The sequence below is a fragment of the Pengzhenrongella sicca genome (assembly GCF_017569225.1).
GTDB classification, from domain to species: domain Bacteria; phylum Actinomycetota; class Actinomycetes; order Actinomycetales; family Cellulomonadaceae; genus Pengzhenrongella; species Pengzhenrongella sicca.
Genome location: NZ_CP071868.1, coordinates 1,583,226 through 1,609,506 on the forward strand (window position 1 = coordinate 1,583,226; position 26,281 = coordinate 1,609,506).

Annotated in this window: 30 protein-coding genes; 14 read left to right on the top strand and 16 right to left on the bottom strand. The window is 73.4% G+C overall.

What is annotated here, in order from left to right:
* Positions 1–59 precede the first annotated feature (59 nt).
* The 6 genes from J4E96_RS07195 to J4E96_RS07220 all read right to left on the bottom strand — a co-directional run bounded on the left by J4E96_RS07195 (position 60) and on the right by J4E96_RS07220 (position 5,397).
* Positions 60–872, bottom strand: a complete 813-nt coding sequence (locus J4E96_RS07195; RefSeq protein WP_227425084.1) for an ABC transporter permease — start codon at positions 870–872, stop codon at positions 60–62.
* Complete coding sequence (locus J4E96_RS07200; protein ID WP_227425085.1) at positions 869–1,873, bottom strand: ATP-binding cassette domain-containing protein; 1,005 nt, start codon at positions 1,871–1,873, stop codon at positions 869–871. The genes J4E96_RS07195 and J4E96_RS07200 overlap by 4 nt, the downstream gene beginning before the upstream one ends.
* 40 nt (positions 1,874–1,913) lie before the next feature.
* Positions 1,914–2,555: a GNAT family N-acetyltransferase gene (locus J4E96_RS07205; protein WP_227425086.1), complete on the bottom strand. Its 642-nt coding sequence runs from the start codon at positions 2,553–2,555 to the stop codon at positions 1,914–1,916.
* 22 nt (positions 2,556–2,577) lie between these two features.
* Positions 2,578–3,561 carry a COX15/CtaA family protein gene (locus tag J4E96_RS07210; RefSeq protein WP_319637759.1) on the bottom strand — a complete coding sequence of 328 codons (984 nt, stop codon included), beginning with the start codon at positions 3,559–3,561 and terminating at the stop codon, positions 2,578–2,580.
* A 79-nt stretch (positions 3,562–3,640) separates the two neighbouring features.
* The gene (locus tag J4E96_RS07215; protein WP_406620430.1) at positions 3,641–4,456 is read right to left on the bottom strand and encodes an ABC transporter permease; all 816 of its coding nucleotides are present in this window, start codon (positions 4,454–4,456) and stop codon (positions 3,641–3,643) included.
* On the bottom strand, positions 4,453–5,397 hold the full coding sequence (locus J4E96_RS07220; protein ID WP_227425087.1) for an ABC transporter ATP-binding protein: 945 nt from the start codon (positions 5,395–5,397) through the stop codon (positions 4,453–4,455). The genes J4E96_RS07215 and J4E96_RS07220 overlap by 4 nt, the downstream gene beginning before the upstream one ends.
* A 160-nt stretch (positions 5,398–5,557) precedes the next feature.
* On the opposite strand from J4E96_RS07220, the gene J4E96_RS07225 reads away from it, so the two are divergent.
* From J4E96_RS07225 to J4E96_RS07265, 9 genes are all read left to right on the top strand, one after another.
* Positions 5,558–6,277, top strand: coding sequence for a helix-turn-helix transcriptional regulator (locus J4E96_RS07225; protein WP_227425088.1), 720 nt, complete (start codon positions 5,558–5,560; stop codon positions 6,275–6,277).
* Positions 6,278–6,354: 77 nt separating this feature from the next.
* Positions 6,355–7,761: a Fe-S cluster assembly protein SufB gene (sufB, locus tag J4E96_RS07230; protein WP_227425089.1), complete on the top strand. Its 1,407-nt coding sequence runs from the start codon at positions 6,355–6,357 to the stop codon at positions 7,759–7,761.
* Positions 7,761–9,071, top strand: a complete 1,311-nt coding sequence (gene sufD / locus J4E96_RS07235) for a Fe-S cluster assembly protein SufD (protein ID WP_227425090.1) — start codon at positions 7,761–7,763, stop codon at positions 9,069–9,071. Before sufB ends, sufD begins: the two co-directional genes overlap by 1 nt.
* Positions 9,068–9,418, top strand: coding sequence for a non-heme iron oxygenase ferredoxin subunit (locus J4E96_RS07240; RefSeq protein ID WP_227425091.1), 351 nt, complete (start codon positions 9,068–9,070; stop codon positions 9,416–9,418). Before sufD ends, J4E96_RS07240 begins: the two co-directional genes overlap by 4 nt.
* Positions 9,419–10,195, top strand: a complete 777-nt coding sequence (gene sufC, locus J4E96_RS07245) for a Fe-S cluster assembly ATPase SufC (RefSeq protein ID WP_227425092.1) — start codon at positions 9,419–9,421, stop codon at positions 10,193–10,195.
* Between the two features lie 19 nt (positions 10,196–10,214).
* Complete coding sequence (locus J4E96_RS07250) at positions 10,215–11,549, top strand: SufS family cysteine desulfurase (protein WP_227425093.1); 1,335 nt, start codon at positions 10,215–10,217, stop codon at positions 11,547–11,549.
* Positions 11,546–12,121 (top strand): Fe-S cluster assembly sulfur transfer protein SufU, encoded by a 576-nt coding sequence (sufU, locus tag J4E96_RS07255; RefSeq protein WP_227425094.1) that lies wholly within the window; start codon positions 11,546–11,548, stop codon positions 12,119–12,121. Before J4E96_RS07250 ends, sufU begins: the two co-directional genes overlap by 4 nt.
* Positions 12,118–12,456, top strand: a complete 339-nt coding sequence (locus J4E96_RS07260; protein ID WP_227425095.1) for a metal-sulfur cluster assembly factor — start codon at positions 12,118–12,120, stop codon at positions 12,454–12,456. Before sufU ends, J4E96_RS07260 begins: the two co-directional genes overlap by 4 nt.
* Before the next feature lie 47 nt (positions 12,457–12,503).
* A complete protein-coding gene (locus J4E96_RS07265; protein WP_227425096.1) occupies positions 12,504–13,505 on the top strand; it encodes a hypothetical protein in 1,002 nt (333 codons plus the stop codon).
* 39 nt (positions 13,506–13,544) lie between these two features.
* On the opposite strand, the gene ypfJ is transcribed toward J4E96_RS07265, so the two are convergent.
* The 4 genes from ypfJ to J4E96_RS07285 form a co-directional block, all read right to left on the bottom strand.
* The gene (gene ypfJ / locus J4E96_RS07270; RefSeq protein WP_319637761.1) at positions 13,545–14,282 is read right to left on the bottom strand and encodes a KPN_02809 family neutral zinc metallopeptidase; all 738 of its coding nucleotides are present in this window, start codon (positions 14,280–14,282) and stop codon (positions 13,545–13,547) included.
* A 172-nt stretch (positions 14,283–14,454) separates the two neighbouring features.
* Positions 14,455–15,087 (bottom strand): energy-coupling factor transporter transmembrane component T family protein, encoded by a 633-nt coding sequence (locus J4E96_RS07275; protein WP_227425097.1) that lies wholly within the window; start codon positions 15,085–15,087, stop codon positions 14,455–14,457.
* Positions 15,084–15,782 (bottom strand): energy-coupling factor ABC transporter ATP-binding protein, encoded by a 699-nt coding sequence (locus J4E96_RS07280; protein ID WP_227425098.1) that lies wholly within the window; start codon positions 15,780–15,782, stop codon positions 15,084–15,086. Before J4E96_RS07280 ends, J4E96_RS07275 begins: the two co-directional genes overlap by 4 nt.
* A 13-nt stretch (positions 15,783–15,795) precedes the next feature.
* On the bottom strand, positions 15,796–16,428 hold the full coding sequence (locus tag J4E96_RS07285) for a biotin transporter BioY (RefSeq protein WP_227425099.1): 633 nt from the start codon (positions 16,426–16,428) through the stop codon (positions 15,796–15,798).
* A 129-nt stretch (positions 16,429–16,557) separates the two neighbouring features.
* On the opposite strand from J4E96_RS07285, the gene abc-f reads away from it, so the two are divergent.
* A complete protein-coding gene (abc-f, locus tag J4E96_RS07290) occupies positions 16,558–18,156 on the top strand; it encodes a ribosomal protection-like ABC-F family protein (protein ID WP_227425100.1) in 1,599 nt (532 codons plus the stop codon).
* 17 nt (positions 18,157–18,173) lie between these two features.
* On the opposite strand, the gene J4E96_RS07295 is transcribed toward abc-f, so the two are convergent.
* The 3 genes from J4E96_RS07295 to J4E96_RS07305 are packed head-to-tail and all read right to left on the bottom strand — an operon-like array spanning position 18,174 to position 19,714.
* The gene (locus tag J4E96_RS07295; protein ID WP_227425101.1) at positions 18,174–19,022 is read right to left on the bottom strand and encodes an SURF1 family cytochrome oxidase biogenesis protein; all 849 of its coding nucleotides are present in this window, start codon (positions 19,020–19,022) and stop codon (positions 18,174–18,176) included.
* Positions 19,023–19,070: 48 nt separating this feature from the next.
* Complete coding sequence (locus tag J4E96_RS07300) at positions 19,071–19,379, bottom strand: hypothetical protein (protein WP_227425102.1); 309 nt, start codon at positions 19,377–19,379, stop codon at positions 19,071–19,073.
* The gene (locus J4E96_RS07305; RefSeq protein ID WP_227425103.1) at positions 19,376–19,714 is read right to left on the bottom strand and encodes a DUF3099 domain-containing protein; all 339 of its coding nucleotides are present in this window, start codon (positions 19,712–19,714) and stop codon (positions 19,376–19,378) included. Before J4E96_RS07305 ends, J4E96_RS07300 begins: the two co-directional genes overlap by 4 nt.
* A gap of 184 nt (positions 19,715–19,898) precedes the next feature.
* Between J4E96_RS07305 and fabG the strand changes: the two genes are divergently transcribed.
* The 3 genes from fabG (at position 19,899) to J4E96_RS07320 (ending at position 22,014) form a co-directional block, all read left to right on the top strand.
* Complete coding sequence (gene fabG, locus J4E96_RS07310) at positions 19,899–20,639, top strand: 3-oxoacyl-ACP reductase FabG (protein WP_227425104.1); 741 nt, start codon at positions 19,899–19,901, stop codon at positions 20,637–20,639.
* Positions 20,640–20,711: 72 nt separating this feature from the next.
* Positions 20,712–21,479 (top strand): enoyl-ACP reductase FabI, encoded by a 768-nt coding sequence (gene fabI, locus J4E96_RS07315; RefSeq protein ID WP_227425105.1) that lies wholly within the window; start codon positions 20,712–20,714, stop codon positions 21,477–21,479.
* Positions 21,480–21,483: 4 nt separating this feature from the next.
* Entirely contained in the window at positions 21,484–22,014 is a 531-nt protein-coding gene (locus J4E96_RS07320; protein WP_227425106.1) for a SixA phosphatase family protein, read from the top strand.
* 3 nt (positions 22,015–22,017) lie between these two features.
* On the opposite strand, the gene serB is transcribed toward J4E96_RS07320, so the two are convergent.
* Together serB and J4E96_RS07330 are read right to left on the bottom strand one after the other, a co-directional pair.
* Positions 22,018–22,680 (bottom strand): phosphoserine phosphatase SerB, encoded by a 663-nt coding sequence (gene serB / locus J4E96_RS07325; RefSeq protein ID WP_264466189.1) that lies wholly within the window; start codon positions 22,678–22,680, stop codon positions 22,018–22,020.
* 73 nt (positions 22,681–22,753) lie between these two features.
* Positions 22,754–23,995, bottom strand: a complete 1,242-nt coding sequence (locus J4E96_RS07330) for a glucose-1-phosphate adenylyltransferase (protein ID WP_227425107.1) — start codon at positions 23,993–23,995, stop codon at positions 22,754–22,756.
* Between the two features lie 172 nt (positions 23,996–24,167).
* Here J4E96_RS07330 and glgA point away from each other — a divergent pair, with 172 nt between their 5' ends.
* Positions 24,168–25,379, top strand: coding sequence for a glycogen synthase (gene glgA / locus J4E96_RS07335; RefSeq protein ID WP_227425108.1), 1,212 nt, complete (start codon positions 24,168–24,170; stop codon positions 25,377–25,379).
* Between the two features lie 59 nt (positions 25,380–25,438).
* Here glgA and J4E96_RS07340 read toward each other — a convergent pair whose 3' ends face one another.
* Positions 25,439–26,254, bottom strand: coding sequence for a hypothetical protein (locus J4E96_RS07340; RefSeq protein ID WP_319637763.1), 816 nt, complete (start codon positions 26,252–26,254; stop codon positions 25,439–25,441).
* Positions 26,255–26,281 lie beyond the last annotated feature (27 nt).

The following is a 26,281-nucleotide window of genomic DNA, read 5'->3' on the forward strand; positions in this document are numbered from 1 at the left end:
GCCTGCGCGGCACAGCGACTCGGGGAGCGGTGACCTCGGGGAGCAGTGACTGAGCGGGCTCAGCGACTCGTCGACACCCGGTACTGCGCGTTCGCGATCGGGATGAAGATCGCGAGGATCACGACCGACCAGATCAGCGTGTAGAGCACCGGGTTCTCCAGCGGCCAGGCGGTCGGCTCGGGCGTGCCCGGCGGGATGTTCCCGAACAGCTCGCGCGCGGCCTGCGTCACGGTCGAGACCGGATTCCACTCGGCGAACGTCTGCAACGCCGACGGCAGGCTCTCGAGCGGGACGAAGGTGTTCGCGACGAACGTGATCGGGAAGATGATGATGAACGACGCGTTGTTGACGACCTCGGGGCTCGGCACGAGCATCCCCACCCAGGCGAACACCCATGAGATGGCGTAGGCGAACACGAGCAGGATCGCGTACCCGCCGAGCGCCTCGAGGAACGAGCCCCGGATGCGCCAGCCGACGAGCAGGCCGGTCAGCGACATCACGATGAGCACGATCACGTTGTTCACGACGTCCGAGAGCGTGCGGCCGGTGAGCACCGCCGACGGCGCCATCGGCAGGGACCGGAACCGGTCGATGATGCCCTTCTTCACGTCCTCGGCGAGGCCGGCGCCGGTGATCGTCGCGCCGAACACGACCGTCTGCGCGAAGATGCCGGCGATGAGGTACTCCCGGTAGGCCGCGCCGCCGCTCTCGCCGCCGATCGCGATCGCGCCCCCGAACACGTAGGCGAACAGCAGCACGAACATGATCGGCGACAGGGTCGTGAACACCAGGAGGTCGGGCACGCGCTTGATCTTGATGATGTTGCGCTTCGCGACGACGTTCGCGTCGGCGATCGCGTAGGGGACTCTCATCGGGTCGACTCCTTCTCTCGGCGCTGCCGTCTGCCGTCGGCGGCGCCCGGGACGGGTGCCTCGACCGTGTCGTGGCCGGTGAGGCTGAGGAAGACGTCGTCGAGCGTCGGCCGACGCAGGCCGATGTCGTCCACCGCGATCCCTGCGGCGTCGAGCTGGCGAAGCGCCTCGGTCAACACCCCGACGCCGCCCGTCACGGGGATCAGGAACGTGCGCCGCTGTTCGTCGAACGTCGCCGAACCGGTGCCGAGCGGTTCGAGCAGCGCCCGCATCCGTTCGAGCTGGCTGCCGTCCGCGACCGTGACATCGAGACGCTCGCCGCCCACCTGCCTCTTGAGCTCGTCCGAGGTGCCCTGCGCGATGATGCGGCCGTGGTCGATGACGACGATCTCGTCCGCGAGGAGGTCGGCCTCCTCGAGGTACTGCGTCGTGAGCAGCAGCGTCGTGCCGCCGGAGACCAGCGTCTGGATGACCTCCCACATCTCGGTCCGGCCGCGCGGGTCGAGCCCGGTCGTGGGCTCGTCTAGGAAGAGCACGGGCGGTGCGGCCACGAGCGCCCCCGCGAGGTCGAGGCGCCGGCGCATGCCGCCCGAGTACGTGCGCGCCGGCCGGTCGGCCGCGTCCTCGAGGCGGAACTGGGCCAGCAGCTCGCGCGCGCGCACCCGGCTCGCCGCGCGCCCGAGGTGGTACAGCCGACCGATCATGTCGAGGTTCTCGTACCCCGTGAGGTACTCGTCGACGGCTGCGTACTGGCCGGACAGGCCGATCTTGCGCCGCACGTCGGACGGCTGGGCGAGCACGTCGACGCCCGCGACCTCGGCGCTGCCGCTGTCCGGGCGAAGCAGCGTCGACAGGATGCGCACGACCGTGGTCTTGCCCGCGCCGTTCGGCCCGAGCAGCCCGAGAACGGTGCCGACCGGCACCGTGATGTCGACGCCGTCGAGCGCGGTGACCGCCCCGTAGCGCTTGACCAACCCCTGTGCCCTGATCGCGTAGTCCATGCCGGAAAGGGTAGGACCGGCCACCGACACGACGCGAGGGCTATTCCGAAATCGACCCGATCCGCAGTCCCATCGTCACGCCGGCGCCGGGCTCAGCAGGGCCATCCAGCTCGACGAAGCTCATCCGCCGGTAGAAGCCGACCGCGTTCGTGTTGGTCCGCGAGACCACGAGGTGGACCCCGGGGGAGCCGGCCGCGCGCGCGGCGGCCGTGAACGTCTCGATCAGGCGACGCCCGAACCCGGTGCCCTGGGCCGCGGGCAGGAGGTCGATGTGCAGGTGCGACGGGTACAGCGCGGTGACCGCCGGATCGGCCGTCGGCGGGTCGTGCAGCAGCGCGACCACCTCGCCGTCAGCGCTGCCGGGCGCCCAGGCCGCCGCCGGGTACCGCTCGCGCAGCGCGGGCCACCACTCGCGCTCGCACCGGCGCTCGAACGACGTGGTGTCGAGCGCGCCGAGCACGTAGCCCTGGACCCGCTCGCCGTCGTCGAGCACGAACGCGAGCTCGGGCTCGAACGCGACGTAGGGGCCGGCGTACACCGACCCGAGCAGGCGCGGGTCGGTGTACTGCCCGCTCGCGTCCGCGCCGTCGGCGCCCGTGCGCAGGCACACGTCGTACAACGCGGCCCAGTCGCGGGGCGCGTACGCGCGGATGCGGGGCGAGGTCGCGCCGGTCGTGGCCATGGTGCGGCTACCGTCCGGGCTGTCAGCGACGCCGCAACGTCATGACCGTCTGCGCGGTCGAGGCCGTCAGCAGCGCCGCGCCGAGCATGTGCAGCCCGACGAGCACCTCCGGCAGGCCGGTGAAGTACTGGGCGTACCCGATCGCGCCCTGCGCGAGCGTGATCGCCAGCAGGAGGTAGGCCGCGCGCCGAGCGCGCAGCGGGGCGCCCCCGCGCACGAGGGCCACGAGCAGCGTCACGAGCAGGGCGACGAACACCCACACCGCGAGCGAGTGCGCCCGGGCGACGAGCACCGGGTCGACGGCGAAGCGGAACGCCACCTCGTCGTCGCCGCCGTGCGGCCCCGAGCCGGTGACGACGACGCCGAGCGCCAGCACGACCGCCGCGACGCCCGCGAGCGCGCGCGCGAGCCACACCTCGCGCGCGGGCACGAGCCAGCGCACCGGGCCGTCGCCCTCACCGTGGCGGTACAGCAGCACGGCCGACGCCGCGACCAGCGACATCGAGATCAGCAGGTGGACGCCGACGACCGCGGGGTTCAGGTCGAGCAGCACGCTCATCCCGCCGACGACGGCCTGCAGCACCACCCCGACCAGCGGGACGACGCCGAACGCGCGGTAGCCGCGGGCACGGCTGCGGTCGGTGCACACGGCGAGCGCGACGGCGATGACGATGATGCCCAGCACGCCGGTGAGCGTCCGGTTGCCGAACTCGATGAACGGATGGATGGAGGTCGCCTCGTGCAGGGCGGGCGTGAACGAGCCCGGCTCGCACTGCGGCCACGTGGAGCAGCCGAGCCCCGAACCGGTCAGCCGGACGGCGCCGCCCGTCACGACAAGGGCCATCTGGGCCACGAGGTTGGCGACGAGGAGCGGTCGAGACCACCGGGTGGCTGCGCGGGCGAGCCGTCCCGCCGCCCCGCGACCCGCCACGCCCGGCGCTGGCGGGGGACCGGCGTCCTGGCTCGTGGCGGGGTCGCTGGCGGGGGTCGTGGGGCTGCTTCGCACGCGCTCAGGCTAGCGGCCCCCGCCCGGTCGCTCAGCCGGTCGCGGCCTCAGCCGGTCGCGGCCTCAAACGGGCTAGACCTCAGCTCCACCGGAACAGCCGGCCGGCCGCCCCGCCGAGTGCGGCGGTCCAGGCGGCGAGCACGAGGGTCGCGCCGAGCGGGAGCGCGCCGTCGTGCAGCGCGCCGCGCAGCGCAACCCCGAGCGCGCCCGACGGCAGCAGCGGCGCGAGGTCGGCGAGCGCCCCCGGCAGCTGGTCGGCCGGGATGAGCGCGCCGCCGCCGACGGCGAGCAGGACCAGCACGAGGTTGGCGACGGCGAGCACGGCCTCGGCGCGCAGCACGCCCGCGAGCAGCAGGGCGAACGCGGTGAATGCGGCCGTGCCGAGCCCGATCGCGAGCAGGGCCGGCGCGAGCCCCGACGCAGGCGGGGACCAGCCGAGGGCGAGCGCGACCCCGCCGAGCAGCACCACCTGGACGGCCTCCACCGCCAGCACGGCGAGGACCTTGCCCGCGAGCAGCCCGCCGCGCCCGAGTGGCGTCGTGGCCAGGAGGCGGAGCACCCCGTTGCGCCGGTCGAAGCTGGTCGCGATGGCCTGCGACGTGAAGGCGGTGGACATCACGGCGAGCGTCAGGATGCCGGGCACGACCGCGTCGATCCGGGTGCCGCCGGCGAGCTCGATCTCGACGAGCGACGTCCGCGCGAGCGTCACCAGGAGCAGCGCCGGCAGGATCAGGATGACCAGCAGCTGCTCGCCGTTGCGCAGCACCAGCCGCGCCTCGAAGGCGCCTTGGGCCGCCACGCGGCGCCACGCGGGCGCGGCGCCACCGGCTCGTCCCTCGGCGCGCGGCGCGGGGGTCGTCGGCGGGGTCGGGCTCATCGCAGGCTCCGTGCTCATCGCAGGCTCCGTCCGGTCAGCTCGAGGAAGACGTCCTCGAGGGTCCGCCGGCCGACCGTCAGGGCCTGCACCAGCACGTCGCGCTCGGCGCACCAGGCGGTCAGGCGGGCGATCACCGCGGGGTCGACGGCGCCCGTGACGACGTACGCGCCCGGCTCGGCCTCGAGAACCCCGGCGGGCGCGCGGTCGGGCGGGCCGGCGGCGGTCAGCACGCGGGCGAGGTCGACGGCGTCGAGCCCGGGCCGGGCGAGGAAGCGCACCGTGCGATCGCCGTCGGCAGCGACCAGCGCGGCGACCGTGCCCTGCGCGATCACCGCGCCGTGGTCGACGACGACCACGTGGTCCGCGAGGTCCTCCGCCTCGGCCATCACGTGGGTCGAGAGCACGACGCCGACGCCGTCGGCGCGCAGCTCGCGGACGAGGTCCCACACCGCCCGGCGGGACTGCGGGTCGAGGCCCGAGCTCGGCTCGTCAAGGAACACGACGTCGGGGCGCCCCACGAGCGCGGCCGCGAGGGCGAGGCGTTGACGCTGCCCGCCGGAGAGCCGGCGGACGGCGGTGCCCGCGAACGACGCCAGGCCGAGCCGTTCGCTCAGCTCGGCCACGTCGCGCGGCCGGGCGTACATCGCGGCGACGTGCCGCAGCACCTCGAGTGCGCGGGCGCCCGAGGGGAGCCCGCCGTCCTGCAGCATCACCCCGACGCGCGGGCGCAGGGCCGCGCCGTCCCGGCGCGGGTCGAGCCCGAGGATCCGGACCGTGCCCGCGTCCGGCTCGCGCAGGCCCTCGCAGCATTCGATCGTCGTCGTCTTGCCGGCGCCGTTCGGCCCGAGGACCGCCGTGATCTGGCCGCGCGCCGCCACGAGGTCGAGGCCGTCGACGACCGACCGTCCGCCGTACCGCTTGACCAGCCCGGAGATCGCGACGGCAGGGGGGTTCGGCACGAGCGGAGTCTAGGTCTCGGCGGCGGCAGTGAGGGCACCCTTGGTTGCGGGTATCGAATTTAGCAACAAGGATGTTGGCAATATCAACGGCGACCGACCGGCCGCGACCCGCATGCGCGGGTGAGCCCGATCGGTGCCCGACTCTTCCGCGGAGGTGACGATGAACATGACTGTGCGCCCGCTGGACCGGCCGACGCCGGGCCCGAACGAGGCGGCTGAGGCGACGACCCGACAGCGCGTGCTCCAGCTCGTCGCCTCGGCGGGTCCCGTCGCAGTCGCGCAGCTCGCGGGCTCGTTGCACCTGACGGCCGCCGGGATCCGCCGCCACCTCGGCGTGCTCGAGAGCGACGGGCAGATTGCCGTGCACGAGGGCACCGGCCTCGGCCCCGCGCGGCGCGGGCGGCCGGCGCGGCGGTACGTCGTCACGGCCCACGGCCAGGCGGCGCTGTCCAACACCTACTCGGAGCTCGCGGCCCAGGCGCTGCGCTACCTCGCCGAGGCCGCCGGGCCGCACGCGCTCGAGGGCTTCGCTCTCACGCGCGCCGGCACCCTCGAGGCGCGGTACGCCGCGGGGATGGACGCCGCGGGCGCCGACGTCGGCGGCCGGGCGGACGCGCTCGCGCGCCTGCTCGCGACCGACGGCTACGCCGCGAGCACGCGCACCGTCCCGGGCATGGCCGCCGTCCAGCTGTGCCAGGGGCACTGCCCGGTGCAGCAGATCGCCGCCGAGTTCCCGCAGCTCTGCGAAGCCGAGACCCAGGCGTTCTCGCGCCTGCTCGGCGTCCATGTCCAACGACTGTCGACGCTTGCGAGCGGTGGGCACGTCTGCACGACCAACATCCCGACGACCGGTTCGACAGTGGAAGGAAGGACGACATGAGCGCTCCCACCCAGGCAGCTGACGTCGCCGAGTCAGGCGCAGGACAGTCGGATGCAGTTGGTACGCCCGCTGTCCCGATGACTCAGGACGAGGCGATCGCCTCGATCGGCTCGTACGACTACGGCTGGCACGACTCCGACGAGGCGGGCCGCCTCGCGCGGCGCGGCGTCGACGAGGAGGTCGTGCGCAACATCTCCGCCCTCAAGGGCGAGCCCGAGTGGATGCTCAAGCTCCGCCTGAAGTCCCTGCGGCTGTTCGACAAGAAGCCCATGCCGACCTTCGGCGCGGATCTGTCGGGCATCAACTTCGACAACATCAAGTACTTCGTCCGGTCGACCGAGAAGCAGGCGACGACCTGGGACGACCTGCCGGACGACATCAAGACGACGTACGACCGGCTCGGCATCCCCGAGGCCGAGAAGCAGCGGCTCGTCGGCGGCGTGACCGCGCAGTACGAGTCCGAGGTCGTCTACCACCAGATCCGCGAGGACCTCGAGGCGCAGGGCGTCATCTTCACCGACACCGACACCGGCCTGCGCGAGCACCCCGAGATCTTCGAGCAGTACTTCGGCTCGATCATCCCGCCTGGCGACAACAAGTTCGCGGCGCTCAACAGCGCGGTGTGGTCGGGCGGCTCGTTCGTCTACGTCCCGCCGGGCGTGCACGTCGAGATCCCGCTGCAGGCCTACTTCCGGATCAACACCGAGAACATGGGCCAGTTCGAGCGCACGCTGATCATCGCCGACGAGGGCTCCTACGTGCACTACGTCGAGGGCTGCACCGCGCCGGTCTACACGAGCGACTCGCTGCACTCCGCGGTCGTCGAGATCATCGTGAAGAAGAACGCCCGGGTCCGGTACACGACGATCCAAAACTGGTCGAACAACGTCTACAACCTCGTGACCAAGCGGGCCACGGCGGCCGAGGGCGCGACCATGGAGTGGGTCGACGGCAACATCGGCTCGAAGGTCACGATGAAGTACCCGGCGATCTACCTCATGGGCGAGCACGCGCGTGGCGAGACGCTGTCGATCGCCTTCGCCGGCGAGGGCCAGCACCAGGACGCGGGCGCCAAGATGGTGCACGCGGCCCCGCACACGTCGAGCTCGATCGTGTCGAAGTCCGTCGCCCGCGGCGGCGGTCGCACGTCCTACCGCGGCCTCGTGCAGGTGCTCGAGGGCGCGGAGGGCTCGATGTCCAACGTGCTGTGCGACGCGCTGCTCGTGGACCAGATCTCCCGCTCGGACACGTACCCCTACGTCGACGTCCGCGAGGACGACGTCTCGATGGGTCACGAGGCCACCGTCTCGCGGGTGAGCGAGGACCAGCTGTTCTACCTCATGTCGCGCGGCATGAAGGAGACCGAGGCCATGGCGATGATCGTGCGCGGATTCATCGAGCCCATCGCGCGCGAGCTGCCGATGGAGTACGCGCTCGAGCTCAACCGCCTTATCGAGCTTCAGATGGAAGGGTCCGTCGGCTGATGTCGAGCACCACCACGAACGACCAGAGCACCTTCGCCGAGTCCGCGACCGACCCGAGCCTGCCCGCGGGCCTGTCGACCGACCACAGCCGGGCGGTCGCGGACAGCGCGCACAGCCACGGCACCGGCGGGACTCCGCAAGGCTCGCGCGCGGAGCGGAAGACGTCGTTCGACCTCGCCGACTTCCCGCTGCCCACCGGCCGCGAGGAGGAGTGGCGCTTCACCCCGATCGACCGGATCGCGCCGCTGTTCGCCGCGGACCTCACGGGGCACAGCGTGCTGACGACCGTCGTCGAGGCGCCCGAGGTGACCGTCGAGATCGTCGACCGCGACGACGCGCGGCTCGGCCTCGCCGGCCGGCCCGGCGACCGCGCGGCGGCCGCCGCATGGGCCTCGTTCCCGCGTGCCACCATCGTCACCGTGCCGGCCCAGGCGGTCGCCTCGGCCGTGACGTCGATCCGCGTCGAGGGGGTCGAGGGCGCCGCCCGCGAGGCCACCGCCACGCACCTGCTCGTGCACGCGCAGGCGCTGTCCGAGGCCGTCGTCGTGCTCGACCACGTCGGCGACGCGACGCTCACCGAGACGGTCGAGATCGTCGTCGACGACGGCGCGCACCTGACGCTCGTGTCCGTGCAGGACTGGTCCGAGGGCGCGGTGCACACCTCGTCGCACCGGATCCGCCTCGGCCGCGACGCGCGGGTCAAGCACGTCGTCGTGACGCTCGGCGGCGACGTCGTGCGGATGACGCCGGACGCCGAGTTCACCGGCGAGGGCGGCGAGCTCGAGATGCTGGGTCTGTACTTCGCGGACGCGGGCCAGCACCAGGAGCAGCGCCTGTTCGTCGACCACGCGGTGCCGGCCTGCCGCTCGCGCGTGACGTACAAGGGCGCGCTGCAGGGCGAGGGCGCGCACACCGTGTGGGTCGGCGACGTGCTGATCCGCAAGGAGGCCGAGGGCACCGACACGTACGAGCTCAACCGCAACCTCGTGCTCTCGGACGGCGCCCGCGCCGACTCGGTCCCGAACCTCGAGATCGAGACCGGCCTGATCGAGGGCGCGGGCCACGCGTCCGCGACCGGCAGGTTCGACGACGAGCAGCTGTTCTACCTGCGCTCGCGCGGCATCCCCGAGGTCGACGCCCGCCGCCTCGTCGTCCGCGGCTTCTTCGCGGACGTCGTGCACCAGATCGGCGTGCCTGGGATCGAGGACCGGCTGATCGCGTCGATCGAGCTCGAGCTCGAGCGCAGCATGAGCGAGATCGCGCCGACCGCCTCGGCCGACGCGCCGCTCACCGCGGTGGCCTCCGCATGAGCGCACAGCTCGCCTGCCTCGCGCAGGATGTGCCCGTCGCGGGCACGCTCCGGGTCGAGCTCGAGTCGGCGACCGGCACGGTCGACGTCGCGCTCGTGCGCGCCGAGGATGGCGTACTGCACGCCATCTCGGACGTCTGCTCGCACGGTGCGGTCTCGCTCTCGGACGGCGAGGTCGAGGGCTCGACGATCGAGTGCTGGCTGCACGGCTCGAGCTTCGACCTGCGCACCGGCGCACCGACGGGACTGCCGGCCACCCGGCCCGTGCCCGTGTACCCCGTGACTGTCGACGGCGAGCGCATCCTCGTCGACGTCGACGCCCCCCACCTGATCAGCAAGGAGAACTGAATGTCCACGCTGGAGATCCACGACCTGCACGTGAGCGTCATCACCAAGGAGGGCCTCAAGCCCATCCTGCGGGGCGTCGACCTGACCGTAGCCAGCGGCGAGACGCACGCCATCATGGGCCCGAACGGCTCAGGCAAGTCGACCCTCGCGTACTCGCTCGCGGGGCACCCGAAGTACCAGATCACCTCGGGCACCGTGCTGCTCGACGGCGCCGACGTGCTCGCGATGTCCGTGGACGAGCGGGCCCGGGCCGGGATGTTCCTCGCGATGCAGTACCCGGTCGAGGTGCCCGGCGTGAGCGTCTCGAACTTCCTGCGCACCGCCAAGACCGCGATCGACGGCACCGCGCCGCCGCTGCGCACCTGGGTCAAGGGCATGCGCACCGCGATGGACGCGCTGCGGATGGACCCGGCGTTCGCCGAGCGCTCCGTCAACGAGGGCTTCTCGGGCGGGGAGAAGAAGCGCCACGAGATCCTCCAGATGGAGCTGCTGCACCCGAAGTTCGCGATCCTCGACGAGACCGACTCCGGCCTCGACGTCGACGCCCTGCGCGTCGTGTCCGAGGGCGTCAACCGCGTGCGCGCCGACGGCAGCGTCGGCGTCCTGCTCATCACGCACTACACCCGGATCCTGCGGTACATCACGCCCGACTTCGTGCACGTGTTCGTCGACGGCCGGATCGCGGAGCAGGGTGGGCCCGAGCTCGCCGACCGCCTGGAGAACGAGGGCTACGACCGGTTCCTGCCGGACGGCGCCGACGCCGGCGCCACGGTCTGAGGAGCGAACGGACATCACCATGACGGCCTCTCTCGACACCGCACCCGCGCCGGGACGGTCGCAGCTCAGCCCAGCCGAGCTCGCGGCCGTGCGGGCTGACTTCCCGCTCCTGGCGCGCACGCTGCGGGACGGGAAACCGCTGGTCTACCTCGACTCGGGCGCGACGTCCCAGAAGCCCGACGTCGTGATCGACGCCGAGCAGGACTTCTACATCCAGCGCAACGCCGCAGTGCACCGCGGCGCGCACCAGCTCGCGGAGGAGGCCACCGAGGCCTTCGAGCAGGCGCGCGCGCAGGTCGCGTCGTTCGTGGGGGTGGGCCCGGGCGAGCTCGTGTGGACGACGAACGCGACCGCCGGGATCAACCTGGTCGCTTACGCGCTCGGCAACGCGACCGCGGGTCGCGGCGGCGCGGCGGCGCGGCGGTTCGCCCTGGCCCCCGGCGACGAGATCGTCGTCACCGAGGCCGAGCACCACGCGAACCTTGTGCCGTGGCAGGAGCTCGCGGCCCGCACGGGCGCCGTGCTGCGCTGGATCGGCGTGCATGACGACGGCCGGCTGCGGACGGACGACCTCGCAACGGTCGTCACGGACCGGACGCGCGTCCTGGCCTTCACCCACGCGTCCAACGTGACCGGCGCCGTGACCGACGTCGCGCCGTTCGTCGCGCGGGCCCGCGAGGTCGGTGCGCTCACGGTGCTCGACGCCTGCCAGAGCGTCCCGCACCTGCCCGTCGACCTGCGCGCGCTCGGCGTAGACTTCGCCGCGTTCTCGGGGCACAAGATGCTCGGTCCGACCGGCGTCGGCGCCCTGTACGGGCGGCGCGAGCTGCTCGAGGCGCTGCCGCCGGTCACCACCGGCGGCTCGATGGTCGAGGTCGTGACGATGGCGACCACGACCTACGCGCCGCCGCCGATGCGCTTCGAGGCTGGCACCCAGATGGTCGCGCAAGCGGTCGGCATGGGCGCGGCCGCGAGCTACCTGGCCGAGCTCGGTATGACCGCGGTCGCCGCGCACGAGCGGGTGCTCACGCGCGCGCTGCTCGACGCCGTCGCGTCGGTGCCCGGCGTGCGGGTGCTCGGCCCGCTCGACGCCGCGGACCGGCTCGCGACCGTGTCGTTCGTCGTCGACGGCGTGCACGCGCACGACGTCGGGCAGGTGCTCGACGACGCGGGCGTCGCCGTCCGCGTCGGGCACCACTGCGCGCAGCCGCTGCACCGCCGGTTCGGGGTCGCGGCCACGGCCCGCGCCTCGGCGTCGGTGTACACGACGCCCGAGGAGATCGAGGTCTTCCGGGAAGCACTGGCCCGGGTCCGAGCGTTCTTCGGACAGACGGATGGAGGCGCGACCGCGTGACGAACTCGATGGAACAGCTCTACCAGCAGGTGATCCTCGACCATGCGCGGGACCCGCACGGGCGCGGCCTCGACGACGCAGCCCTCGACGGCGCGACCCTCGACGGCGCGACCATCGCCGGTCGGCTGCGCGGCGAGTCGCACCAGGTCAACCCGACGTGCGGCGACGAGGTCACGCTGCGCGTTGACATCGACACCTCCGCCGAGGGCGGCGCCCCGGTGCTGCGCGCGGTGCACTGGGACGGCCAGGGCTGCAGCATCTCGCAGGCGTCCGTCTCGGTCCTCACCGACCTGGTCACCGGGGTCGAGCTCACCGAGGTCGACGAGATCGCCGAGACGTTCCGGCTGCTCATGCACTCGCGCGGAGCGGGCCTGGACCCCGAGCAGGAGGACGCCCTCGGCGACGCCACCGCGTTCACCGGCGTCGCGAAGTACCCGGCCCGGATCAAGTGCGCGCTGCTCGGCTGGGCCGCGCTGCACGATGCGGTGATCCGCTCCGGCGTCGGCCAGCCCGCCCCAGCGCCGGTACCCGACCCTGCCCCGTCCCCCCAGAGCGCAAAGGAGCTGACATGACCATCACCACGCCCGCGGGCGCGACCCCCCCGAACGTCGCCGACCTCGAGGAGGCCCTCAAGGACGTCATCGACCCTGAGCTCGGGATCAACATCGTCGACCTCGGCCTCGTCTACGGCCTGACGCTCGACCAGAACAACCACGCCGTCATCGACATGACGCTCACGTCGGCGGCCTGCCCGCTGACGGACGTCATCGAGGACCAGGCTGCGACGAGCCTCGACGGCCTCGTCGACGGGTTTCGGATCAACTGGGTCTGGATGCCGCCGTGGGGCCCGGAGAAGATCACCCCCGACGGCCGCGAGCAGATGCGCGCGCTCGGATTCAACATCTGACGCGCGAACGGGTGAGCGCACCCAGCCGGGCGGGCTAGGTTCTCGGCGTGAGCAGCGCGGAGTTCGACGCCTTTGGCCCCTGGATCGATCAGATCCGCACCGACGACGAGGTCCCGCGGCTCTACCGCGACCACGGCCTCGACCTCGCGGCGCACCGGCTCGTGCTCAAGGTGCCGCGCAACATCACGCGCCGGGACGCGACCCCGGACATGGACCTGTACGACCACATCCTCGCGGCCGGCCCGACGCGGCTGACGGTGCTGAGCCGCCGGCCGGGCGGGTACGCCGAGACGGCAGTCGAGTACGGCCAGATCGCCGCGATCGCGGACAGCACGGACCTGCTCGACGGCCGCCTGGTCCTGCACCTGCGGGCCGCGCCGGCGCTCGAGATCCGCTACAACGGGTCGGCGAGCGCGGTCGTGGGGACGCTCGTGCGCACGCTGCGCGAGCTGCGCCGTGCGGCCCTGGCGGGCAGCCCGCTCGCGTTGTTCCACGGCGACGCTGCGATCCACGGCGACGCTGCGATTCAGGACGACGCTGCCGTTCAGGACTACTCCGCCGTTCAGGACTACTCCGCCGCCGCCCCGGTGCGGGCGTTGTCCCGCGACGCGCTCGGGGAGCGCGACGTCGACCTCGTCTCGCAGTACCGCGAGCTGCTCCGTGCCGAGCCGGCCGTCCGCCTGCTCGCCGCGCACGGCCGCTCGGTGCGCACACCACGGGGCGGCGCGCTGACTCGGGCGCTGCACGTGGCGCACCCGATGACCCTGCAGGGCGCGCTGGTCTGCGCGGACGCGGCCGAGCTCCAGGTGCTGGGCCGGCGGGGCTGGTTCGTCCGCGGCAGCCGACCGGTCCACTCGCTCGCGCGCCTCGTCGTGCCCCTCGCAGGCCTCGACGACGTCACGGTGCGGGACCACGACCGGTACGCGGGGGTCCGCGTCGTCACCCTGCATGCCGGTACGGCCCGGTTCGACTGCCCTGTGCCGGCCGGCTCGGAAGCCGAGGCCGCGCTGCTCGCGGCGGCTCCCGTCGCCGCGAGCGCCCGCGCTTGAGGCCCGGCAGAGCGCGAGCCCCTCAGAGCGCGAGCCCCGTCACAGCGCGGCGGCCTCGAGCGCGTTGCAGGCTGCGAACGTCGCACCCTCGTAGCCGGCGGTGAACCAGCGCTGGCGCTGCTCGCTCGAGCCGTGCGTCCACGCCTCGGGGTTGACCGATCCCGTCGAGCTCTCCTGGATCCGGTCGTCGCCGACGGCGGACGCGGCCGAGAGCGCGTCCGCGAGCTCGGCCGCGGTGATGGGCTGGAGGAAGGTCACGCCGGTGTCGGGGTCGACCGTCGTCGCGGCGTGCCCGGTCCACATCCCGGCGAGGCAGTCCGCCATCAGCTCGATGCGCACGGAGTCCGACGCAGGCCCGGTGCCGGTTCGGTCGGCCCCATCCATCACACCAGTGAGCTGCTGGATGTGGTGGCCGAACTCGTGCGCCAGCACGTACTCCTCGACGAGTCGCCCGCCCGACGCCCCGAACCGGGTCTGCAGGTCGTCGTAGAAGCCGAGGTCGAGGTACACGGTCTGGTCGGGCGGGCAGTAGAACGGCCCGGTCCCGCTCGTCGCGTCCCCGCACGCCGTCGCCGTCGCGTCCTCGAAGCTCACGACCCCCGGCTGCGCGTACTGGGTTCCGACCGCCGGGAGGGCCGCCGTCCAGTAGGCGTCGAGCGACTGGGCCGTCGCCGACAGCCGGCACTCCCGGTCCGTGTTCGCCTGCTCCGCCGTGCAGTCGCCGACGGTCGAGACCGTCTCGCCGCTGCCCGTCCCGCCCGCCGTCCTCGGCGACACCCGACAGGTCGACGTTGAAGAAGACCGCCGCGAGCAGGACGACGAGGCCGACGACCCCGCCCCCGACCGCGGTCTTCCGGCCGCCGCGCTGCGTCCGGACGCGGCCGCCCTCGAACCTCCCACCGGTGGAGAAGGTCATGGACGAAGGCTAGACGGCGCGGGCTCGGCCGGCCTACTCGCCGAGGCCGCGCGCCGCGAGGCCCTCCCCGGTGGCGCGCGCCCGCGCGACGGTGCGGACCGCTGCCGGGACGAGCAGCGCCCGCGGGTTCCGCTCGAGCCCGCGCGCGCGGGCGGCGTCGCGCACCTCGAGCCCGGTCTCCACGAGCGCCGGGATCGTGCGCAGCATGAGCGCGACCGAGAGCGCGAAGATCTCGGGCCGCAGTCCGACGCGCGCGAGCGGCCGCGCGGCGCGTTCGAGGGCGTCGAGCATGCGGTCCGCCGGCGTGGTCGCGGTGACCACGCCCGCGGCGACGACGAGGGTCACGAGGTCGGCGCCGACCTCGATGGCGACGGCCGGACCGCGCTGCCACCACTGGTAGGCCACGAGCCCCGCTGCCGTCACGAGCACCGGCGCGAGGCCGCGAAGCGTCGCGCGCGCCGGCACGCGGGCCGCGACGGCCGCGGCGACGGCCACTCCGAGCAGCACGAGCGACGATCCCGGCCCGCGCAGCAGCACGACGGCGAGCCCGAACAGCGTCAGCGCCGTCAGCTTGGCCGCGACGGGGGCCCGGTGCACTGCGGTCGTGCCCGGCCGGTACAGGCCGAGCGGGCCGGTCCAGGGGGAGCGGGCGCGGACGCGACTCATCTGATCGCCATCCGCGACCGGTACGCCTCGACGGCGGCGGGCCCCGCGCCGTCGACCACGACCCGGCCGCCGTCGACGACGAGCACCCGATCCGCGCGCCCGGCGGCCTCGAGGTCGTGCGTCACGAGCAGCACCTGCTGGTCGAGCGAGGCCAGCAGCTCGTCGACGACCCGGCGCCAGCGCAGGTCGAGCAGGGTCGTGGGCTCGTCGCACACGAGGACGGCGGGCTCGGTCGCGAGCACGCCGGCCAGCGCGAGCAGCTGCTTCTGGCCGCCGGACAGCGCGTGCACGCTGACGTCCACGAGCCTCGCGAGGCCGAACCGATCGAGCACGCCGACGACGCGCTCGGCCCGGGTCGCGGCGTCCGGCTCGAGCCGGCGCAACGACAGCGCGACGTCCTCGCGCGGGGTCGGCATGACGAGCTGCGCATCCGGGTCTGTGAAGACGAAGCCGACCCGGCGGCGGACGGCGGCGCCATGGCGGGCGGTGTCGAGCCCGTCCACGAGCACCCGGCCCGAGGTCGGCAGCACGAGGCCGTTCACCAGGCGCGCGAGCGTCGACTTGCCGGAGCCGTTCGCGCCGATCACGGCGACCCGGCGCTCGGGGAGCCGGAGCTCGACGCCGGCCAGGATCGTCACGTCGGGGGCGCCGGGGGAGCCCTCGGCGACGACGGCTACGGACTCGAACTCGATCACGGCGCGGCGAACGTCAGCGGCGCTGGCGCAGCATGTCCGGGAAGGCCCGGAAGACCGCGGCCGCGACCACGGCGACGAGCACGTTCTTGATCACGTCGCCCGGCAGGAACGTCGCGCCGAACGCGATGGCCTCGCCGGGGCCGAGGCCCATGCGCCAGCCCAGCACGGCGATGCCCGGGGGGTAGGTCACGAGCAGGCTGCCCGCCATCGCGGCGGCGAAGAACACGAGAGGCCGGCGGGCCGGCCGCACGCGCAGCGCGAACGAGGCGAGGTAGCCCGCGAGGGCGGCGGCGAGCGGGAACGAGATGAGGTAGCCGAACGACGGCTTGGCGATGACGGCCAGCCCGCCCGTGCCCTCCGCGAAGACCGGCAGGCCCGCGAACCCGACCGCGAGGTACAACCCGACGGCGAGCGCACCGCGCCGCGGCCCCAGCACGACGCCCGCGAGCATGACCCCGAACGTCTGGAGCGTGATCGGCACGGAGAGCCCGCCGACGACGATCGCGGGCAGCAGCGCGCAGACCGCGACGAACGCCGCGAAGGTCGCAACGAGCGCGACGTCGGCGCTCGTGCGGGTGCGGGCCGCGGGCGCGGCGTCAGCGCGGCCCAGGGCGGCGGCGGGATCGTTCTCGGGCACGGTCGACATCGGGCTCCCTGGGGTCCTGCCGGTCTCCGGCGGAGGTCTGGCGGCAGGTTGCCACGCTAGTCCCACGTAGACTTGTGCGCGTTTGTGTCCGCGTCCAACGCTCGCGGACCGTTTTCGAAGGAATCCTCAGTGATCACAGCCCATGCCGTCGAGTTGCGCTTCGGCGCCAACGTTCTGCTCGAGGCGGCCAGCTTCCGGATCGCCGCGGGGGACCGCATCGGGCTGGTCGGCCGGAACGGCGCCGGCAAGACGACCCTGACGAAGGCCCTCGCGGGGCAGAGCCAGCCGTCCGCCGGACAGATCACCCGCAGCGGCGAGGTCGGGTACCTGCCGCAGGACTCGCGCACGGGCGACCACACGACGCTCGCGATGGACCGGGTGCTCTCGGCCCGCGGCCTCGACGAGATCGTGCGCGGCATGCGCGAGACCGAGGTCGCGATGGCCGATCCCGATCCGGACGTCCAGGACGCGGCGATGGAGCGGTACGCGCGGCTCGAGGCCCGGTTCACCACGGCGGGCGGCTACGCGGCCGAGTCCGAGGCCAGCACGATCGCCTCGAACCTCGGCCTGGACGAGCGCGTGCTCAGCCAGACCTGTGGCACGCTCTCGGGCGGGCAGCGGCGCCGGGTCGAGCTCGCGCGCATCCTCTTTTCCGGCGTCGAGACCCTCCTGCTCGACGAGCCGACCAACCACCTCGACGCCGACTCGATCGTGTGGCTGCGCGACTACCTGCGCGCCTACTCGGGCGGCTTCATCGTGATCAGCCACGACAACGACCTCCTGCGCGCGGTGGTCAACAAGGTGTTCCACCTGGACGGCAACCGCGGCGAGCTCGACCAGTACAACCTGCGCTGGGACGCGTACCTGCTCCAGCGCGAGACGGACGAGAAGCGGCGCAAGCGCGAGCGCGCGAACACGGAGAAGAAGGCCACGGTCCTGCTGCTGCAGGCGGACAAGATGCGCGCCAAGGCCACCAAGGCCGTCGCGGCGCAGAACATGGCCCGGCGCGCCGAGAAGATGCTGTCGGCGCTCGAGGACGTCCGCGCGTCCGACAAGGTCGCGCGGATCCGGTTCCCGAGCCCCGCGCCGTGCGGCAAGACGCCGCTGACCGCGTCGGGACTGAGCCGGACGTACGGCTCGCTCGAGGTGTTCACCGACGTCAGCCTGGCGATCGACCGCGGCAGCCGCGTCGTGATCGTCGGCCTCAACGGCGCCGGCAAGACGACGCTGCTGCGGATGCTCGCCGGCGTCGACGCCCCCGACACGGGCGAGGTCCGCGCCGGGCACGGGCTCAAGCTGGGGTACTACGCGCAGGAGCACGAGACCCTCGACACCACCCGCACGGTCGTGCAGAACCTGCGCTCGGCCGCGCCCGAGCTCACCGACACCCAGGTGCGGTCCGTGCTCGGGTCGTTCCTGTTCTCGGGCGACGACGCCGACAAGCCCGTGCGGGTCCTGTCCGGCGGGGAGAAGACCCGCCTCGCGCTCGCCGCGATCGTCGTCTCGGGGGCCAACGTGCTGCTGCTGGACGAGCCCACGAACAACCTCGACCCCGCCAGTCGCGCCGAGATCCTCGCCGCGCTGCGCAACTACGAGGGCGCCGTGGTGCTCGTCTCGCACGACGAGGGCGCCGTCGAGGCGCTCAACCCCGAGCGCGTCGTGCTGCTGCCCGACGGCGTCGAGGACCTCTGGGGCCCGGACTACGCGGACCTCATCTCGCTGGCCTGACGGCCCCCAGCGGGCGCTCAGCGCAGCTGTGCGTCGATGAGCGCGTCCTCCTCGTCCTCGGCGCTCGGGCCGTGCCTGCGACGGGCGTCGGCCGGGCGGCGGGCGCCCGGCGCGCCGTCAGGCTCGTGCCACTCGACCCAGGCGAGCCGCGAGAACCCGATGAGCGACCCGAGCGCGAAGACCCACCACTGGAACGCGTACGACAGGTGCGACCCGGGGTCGGTGCTGGGCTTGGGGAGCGCCCCGATCGAGTCGGCGGCGGACGGATCCTCGGCCGCCAGCGCGCCGTACGCCGCGTACGCGTCGACCCGGTCGGGGTCGAGGCCGCCCGCCGCGAGCACCTGGTCGACCGAGATCGCCTGGACCTGACCGGCCGGGGCGTCGCGGCTCGACGCGGGCTCGTCGGCCCGCAGCCGGACCGTGATCTCGACGGTGCCCGTCGGCGGCGCGGGGACGGAATCCGGGCGGTCGGCCTCGCCGGTCGGCACCCACCCGCGGTCGACGACGAGGACGGTGCCGCTCGGCGCCCCGTCGGGCACGAACGGGACGAGGGCGTGGAACCCGGCCCGGTCGGTGACCGGGCGGTTGCGCAGCAGCGCCGTGTGCGCGGTGTCGTAGTGGCCGACGACCGTGACGGGACGCCACACGTCGCCGCCGGCCAGCGCGGCGTCGGGCCCGGCGAGCAGCTCGTCGAGGGGGACCGGGGTCGCGTCGTAGCTCGCCTCGATCCCGGCGATCACCGCGTCCCGCGCGACATGCCGCTGCCACTGCCAGCGGCCCAGCAGGCCGCACACGACCGCCAGCGCGATCGCGAGCGCGACCAGCCCGAGGGTGCGCCGGACGGCCGCCCCGGCCGGGGCCGTCATCGCGTCGCCCTCGTGGCCGCTGAGGCCGCTGTCACCGCGTCGTCCGCGTCACCGAGCCGGCGTCCCACCGGCGGGCGGCTCGTCGGTGAGCACGTCGAGCTCGCGCACCGGCACCGTCCCGCGCAGGAAGCTCCGGGCACCGAGGTACTGCTCGAGGTGCTCGCGGTGCGCGTCGCACGCCAGCCACACCTTGCGCCGGCTGGGGGTGTGCAGCGTCGGGTTGTTCCAGAGCAGGCCCCAGGTCGCCTCGGCGCGGCAGCCGCGCGCGCTGCACACGAGCTCGCCGACGGAATCGGGAGTGGCGTCGGGCGTGGCGGAGCGGGCGAGGTCGGGCGGGGTGTCAGTGGACTCGGTCATGGCGCCCATTCTCCCCGGCCGCCGTCGACCGGCGGTTCGGCGGCCGAGCCGAGCTCGCGCGGGGTCACGAGCGAGGTCGGCTCGTCGCGGCGCTCGCGGCCGGCGTTGGCGAGGATCACCGCGATGTACGGCAGCACGACGGCGCCCACCAGGAAGATCACGGAGACCCACCCGGGCACGACCCCCCAGGTCAGGACGCCGGCGAGGAAGCAGACGAGCCGCAGCCCCATCTGGGCGAGGTAGCGGCGGGTGCGGCGCGCGACGTCGTCGGCGAGGGGCTCCGGGGCGGTCGTGATCCGGTGCACCTCGCCGGTCGCGGGCGGGGGCTTGCGCACCAGCCGAGTTTAGGTCCGGACCGGCCGACGCGCTGGCCGGTTATCGGCTTACGACAAAACGGCGCGCGCGTTCATGTCCGGCGCCTACCCGCCACCCGGCGGGCTGGTCGGATAGCGTCAGTCCACGTCAACGCGGGCCACGCCCGCCACGGCCCGCGATGGGCGCACAGAAAGAGGACGACGCGTGAGCGAACCCCGCACGTTTGCACCAGCCAGCACCGAGCCGCGCAGCGTGCTGGTGACCGGCGCGAACCGGGGAATCGGCCGTGCGATCGCCGAGCGGTTCGTCGCCGCAGGGGACAAGGTCGCGACCATCTACCGGTCGGGTGAGCTCCCTGCTGGGGTCCTCGGCGTCATCGGTGACGTCCGGGACAGCGCGTCGGTCGATGCCGCGTTCACGGCGATCGAGGCCGCGCACAGCCCCGTCGAGGTGCTCGTGGCCAACGCCGGGATCACCCGCGACCAGCTCCTGATGCGGATGACCGACGAGGACTTCGAGCAGGTGCTCGATGTGAACCTGACGGGCTCGTTCCGCTGCGTGCGGCGCGCCTCCAAGGGCATGATCCGCCTCCGCCGGGGCCGGATCGTCTTCATCTCCTCCGTCGTGGGCCTCTACGGCTCCGCCGGCCAGGTGAACTACGCCGCGTCCAAGTCGGCCCTCGTCGGCATGGCCCGGTCGGTCACGCGCGAGCTCGGCGGGCGGGGCATCACGGCGAACGTCGTCGCGCCCGGCTTCGTCGACACCGCGATGACGGCCGCGCTGCCCGCCGAGCGGCAGGCGGCGTACCTGGCCGCGATCCCCGCGGGCCGGTTCGCCCAGGCCGACGAGGTCGCGGGCGTCGTGCAGTTCCTCGCGTCGGCCGACGCCGCGTACATCAGCGGCGCCGTCGTCCCCGTCGACGGCGGGCTCGGCATGGGGCACTGACGCGGGTCCCGCGCGCGCACATCGGCTCCAACCAACGCCTCCTTCATCCGTTCCGAACGAAAGTCATCTCTCATGGGTCTGCTCGAGGGCAAGAAGCTGCTGGTCACCGGAGTACTCACCGAAGGGTCGATCGCGTTCCACGTGGCTCGCCTCGCACAGGAGCAGGGCGCCGACGTCGTGCTGTCGTCCTTCGGCCGCCAGTTCCGCCTCACCGAGGTCATCGCGCGGCGCCTGCCGGCCCCCGCGCCGGTCATTCAGCTTGACGTGACGTCGGCCGAGGACCTCGAGGCGCTCGCCGGGCGGGTCGCGGAGCACACCGACCACCTGGACGGCGTCGTGCACTCGATCGCTTTCGCGCCGCAGTCGATCATGGGCGGCAACTTCCTCGCGGGGGAGTGGAAGGACGTCGCGACCGCGATCGAGGTGTCCGCATTCTCGCTCAAGTCGCTCGCGATGGCGGCGAAGCCGATGCTGACCGTCGGGTCCTCGATCGTCGGGCTCACGTTCGATGGGCGCTTCGCCTGGCCGGTCTACGACTGGATGGGCGTCACGAAGGCCGCGCTCGAGGCGACGTCCCGCTACCTCGCGCGGGACCTCGGCCCCGCTGGCATCCGGGTGAACCTCGTCTCGGCCGGACCGATCCGTACCACCGCCGCCAAGTCGATCCCGGGCGTCTCGCAGCTCGAGCAGGGCTGGCCCGAGCGCGCGCCGCTCGGCTGGGACGTCAACGACCCGGTGCCGACCGCCAAGACCGTGGCCGCCCTGCTGTCCGACTGGTTCCCGGCGACGACCGGGGAGATGGTGCATGTCGACGGCGGCGTGCACGCGATGGGAGCCTGAGTAGGTGAGCGCACCCAAGGACCGGATCCGGCGGCTCGTGCTGCTGCGCCACGCCAAGGCGGAGTCGGGCGGCCGCGAGGCCGACGAGCTGCGCCCGCTCGCGCTCGCGGGCCGGCGGCAGTCGACACGGGTCGGGGCGTCGCTCGCGGCCGCCGACCTGATCCCCGAGCTCGTGCTCTGCTCGTCGGCGGTGCGGGCGCGCCAGACCTGGGAGCTGGTCCGGATCGGGCTCGGCGACGTCGAGTCCGAGCTCGTGGTCCTGGACTCGCTGTACGAGGCCGGCGTCGCGGAGGTCCTCGCGCAGGTGCGCGAGGTCGACGAGCGGGTGCGCACGGTGCTCGTCGTCGGGCACGAACCGACGATCTCGGCGGTCGCCGTCGCGCTCGCCTCGGAGCAGTCGGACGAGGACGCGACGATGCACGTCGAGACCGGCGTCTCCACCGCGACCTACGCGGTGCTCGAGCTCGCCGGGACCTGGGCCGAGCTCGCGCGGCGCAGCGCGCGCCTGGTCGCGGTCGTGGCCCCGACCGGGTAGGGGTCAGGGCTCGAGCAGGTCCAGCACGGCGTCAAGCCGCCCGTCGAGCGCCACGTGCGCGCCGGCGCGCACGACCGGCTTGGCGTTGAACGCGACGCTGAAGCCGGCCGCGCCGAGCATCGCGAGGTCGTTCGCGCCGTCGCCGATCGCGATCGTGTCGGCCATGGCCACATCCTCGGCCCGCGCGAAGTCGCGCAGCGCGGTCTCCTTCGCGAGCCGGTCGACGACGGCGCCGGCGACCCGCCCGGTGAGGCGCCCGTCGGCCACCTCGAGGTGGTTGGCGCGCACGTGCGCGATGCCGAGCGATGCGGCGAGCGGCTCGACGATCTCGGCGAACCCGCCGGACACCAGGCCGACCGGCCAGCCGCGGCGGGTCAGCTCGGCGACGAGCTCGGTTGCGCCGGGGGTGAGCGTGATCTCGCGCTGCACCTGCGCGAACACCTCGACGGGCAGGCCCGCCAGCGTCGCGACCCGCTCGTGCAGCGACGTGGCGAAGTCGATCTCGCCGTGCATCGCCCGGTCGGTGATGGCCGCGACCTGGTCCCGGGAACCGGCGTGGCCGGCCAGCAGCTCGATGACCTCGCAGGTGATGAGCGTCGAGTCGACGTCCATCACGACCAGGCGCCGACGAGGAGCGGGTGCGGCGGCCGGGCCAGGTGAGATCACCCGAGCAGGGTACCGGCGGCGGTGCCCGTCCTGCCCGGGTGGCTCAGATCTCGCCGAGTGAGCCCTGGACGGCTCAGATCTCGACGACCGTGCCCTTGGGGACGACGGTGATGCCGGAGTCGGTCACGGTGAAGCCGCGGTCCAGGTCGTGCTGACGGTCGAGGCCGATCCGCGCGCGCTCGGGAACGATGACGTTCTTGTCGAGGATCGCGCGGTGCACCTGGGCGTGCCGGTGCACCTTGACGCCGTCCATCAGGACGCTGTCGGACACCGCCGACCACGAGTGCAGGTAGACGCCCGGGGACAGCACCGAGCCGGAGACGCCGGCGCCGGAGACGATCACGCCGGGCGAGACGAGCGAGTCGGCGGCGTAACCGATGCGGTCCGGGCCGGCGTGCACGAACTTGGCGGGCGGCAGCCCGGTGTACCCGGTGTGCAGCGGCCACTTGTAGTTGTAGACGTTGAAGACGGGCTCGATCGAGATGAGGTCCCGGTTCGCGTCGAAGTAGGAGTCGAGCGTGCCGACGTCGCGCCAGTAGTCGCGGTCGCGGTCGGTCGAGCCGGGCACGTCGTTGCGGATGAAGTCGTACACGCCCGCGGCGCCGCGCTCGACGAACGCCGGCACGAGGTCGCCGCCCATGTCGTGGCGCGAGTCGGCGTTCTCCGCGTCGGCGGTGACGGCCGCGACGAGCGCATCCGCGTTCGCGACGTAGTTGCCCATGGACGCGAGGATCTCGCCGGGGGAGTCCGCGACGGGCACCGGGTCGGTCGGCTTCTCGCGGAAGGCCGAGATGCGCGTCGGGTCGGACGGGTCGGTCTCGATCACCCCGAACTCGGTCGACATGGCGATCGGCTGGCGGATCGCCGCGACCGTCAGTTCGGCGCCCGAGGCGATGTGCGCGTCGACCATCTGGGAGAAGTCCATGCGGTAGACGTGGTCGGCGCCGACCACGACGACGATGTCGGGGCGCTCGTCGTCGATGATGTTCAGGCACTGGAAGATCGCGTCGGCGCTGCCGAGGTACCAGTGCTTGCCGACGCGCTGCTGCGCGGGGACCGGGGCCACGTAGTTGCCCAGCAGCGCCGACATCCGCCACGTCTTCGCGATGTGGCGGTCGAGGCTGTGGGACTTGTACTGCGTGAGGACGATGACCTGCAGGTAGCCCGAGTTGATGACGTTCGACAGGGCGAAGTCGACGAGCCGATAGATCCCACCAAACGGCACCGCGGGCTTGGCCCGGTGGGAAGTGAGCGGCATCAGCCGCTTACCCTCCCCGCCAGCGAGGACGATTGCGAGGACGCGCGGCGTTGCCATGGCACGACCCTAGGCCCGTGAGTCGCACTCCTGCCACCGCGCCTGCCACTTTGTGCGTCGGCGTGTCCGCGCGGTGTCTGCGCGGCCGTCGCCGCGGCGCACCCGGTGGCGGCCACAGGGCGGCGGCCAAAGGTGTGAGACGGCGGGCCAATCCTCGCGCTAGCGTGGCGGTGTGAGAGTCGACCTCCTGACCCGTGAATACCCTCCCTACGTCTACGGCGGCGCCGGCGTGCACGTCGCGGAGCTGTCCGCGGTGCTGCGGCGCAGCATCGAGGTGCGGGTCCGCTGCTTCGACGGCCCGCGGGACGCGACCGCGCCGCCGGGGGTCACCGGCTACGACATCCCGAGCGACCTCGCGGCCGCGAACAAGGTGCTCGGCACCTTCGGGGTCGACCTCGCGATGGCGAACGACGTCGCGGGCGCCGACCTCGTGCACTCGCACACCTGGTACGCCAACCTCGCCGGTCATCTCGCCGGGCTTCTGCACGGGATCCCGCACGTGCTGTCCGCGCACAGCCTCGAGCCGCTGCGGCCGTGGAAGGCCGAGCAGCTCGGCGGCGGCTACGCGCTGTCCGGCTGGGCCGAGCAGACGGCGTACGAGGGGGCCGCCGGAATCATCGCGGTCAGCGCCGGGATGCGCGCGGACATCCTGCGGGTCTACCCGCGGGTGGACCCGGCCAAGGTGCATGTGGTGCACAACGGCATCGACCTGGCGGGCTGGCAGCGGCCCACCGGTGCCGCGGTCGCCGACGCCGACGCCGTCGTCCGCGCCCTGGGGATCGACCCGGACCGGCCCGCGGTCGTGTTCGTCGGCCGGATCACCCGGCAGAAGGGCCTGCCCTACTTCCTGCGGGCCGCCGAGCTGCTACCCGCGGGGGTCCAGGTCATCCTGTGCGCCGGCGCGCCCGACACGCCCGAGATCGAGGCCGAGGTGCGCGGGCTCGTCGAGGACCTCGCGACGAAGCGGGACGGCGTCGTCTGGATCTCGCAGATGCTTCCCCGCCCCGACCTGGTCGCGGTCCTCGCGAGCGCGACCGTGTTCGCCTGCCCCTCGATCTACGAGCCCCTCGGCATCGTCAACCTCGAGGCCATGGCCGTCGGGCTGCCCGTCGTCGCGACCGCGACCGGCGGCATCCCGGAGGTGGTCGACGACGGCGTCACCGGCCTGCTCGTGCCGATCGCCCAGGCGCAGGACGGCACGGGCACCCCGCTCGAGCCCGAGAAGTTCGTCGCCGACCTCGCGGCGTCGCTCACCGAGCTCGTCAGCGACCCGGCGCGCGCGGCGGCCATGGGCGAGGCGTCCCGCCGACGCGTCGAGGACCACTTCGCGTGGGACTCGATCGCCGACCGCACGCTCGACCTCTACGCCCGCATCCTGGCCTGAGGACCCGCCCACCGCAGCCGCCCCTTCCACCGCCCCAGTCGGGCGCGATCGCCCCTGCGTCAGGCGTGCAGCGCGATCGTGGCGGCGCTCATCGCGTGCCGCGCGGCCCGGTCGACCTCGCGCAGCGCGGTCGAACGCTGGTCGGCCTGCCACAGGTTGACCGCGCCGCCGTCGTCGGCCGTCGCGAGCGCCACGATCGCCCGCAGCCGCGCCGCTGCCACCAGGACGCGGAGCCGGCGCGCGTCGAGGTCCGGCGGCACCGGCCAGTCGGGGTCCGCCTCGGAGCGCAGCGCGGCGATCGCCTCGGCGGCGTCGGGGCGCCAGCGCGCGACGTCGAGCGACGCGAGCGCCTCCGTGGCCGACCTCAGCGCGCCGCGCAGGGCCCGCTCGGAGTCGGCGAGCGAGCCGACCGTGCCCAACAGCTGCACGCGCCAGTCGGGGACGCGCTGGACCGACCAGGTGACGAGGTGACCGGGCTCGTACGCGCTGCCGAACCGCACGACGTCGGGCACGGCCGCGAACGAGCCGCCGGGCGTTTGGACCAGCACGCACTCGCGCGCGGCAAGGGCGGCCGTCGCGACCGCGGCGGGCACCCCGGCGAGGTCGCCGGGGGCTGGCAGCAGCGCGGCGGACTCGTGCGGGCCGGCCGCCCACGCCGCCAGCAGCTCGGCCAGGTCGTCGCCGGGCGGTTCGGCGCCGGGGTCGGCGGACAGCTCGGCGGGCAGATCGGCGGCGAGGACGGCGTGCGGCTCGTCGTCGCCCTGGATCGCGCGCACCGCGCGGCGCAGCGGGGCGGCCCCGGCCTCCACCTGCTGCAGCCACAGCGCGAGGAGCACCGAGCGCGGCAGGGCGAGCACGGGGGACAGTGGTTCCACGGCGCCCAACCTACGTGCTGCGCAGGT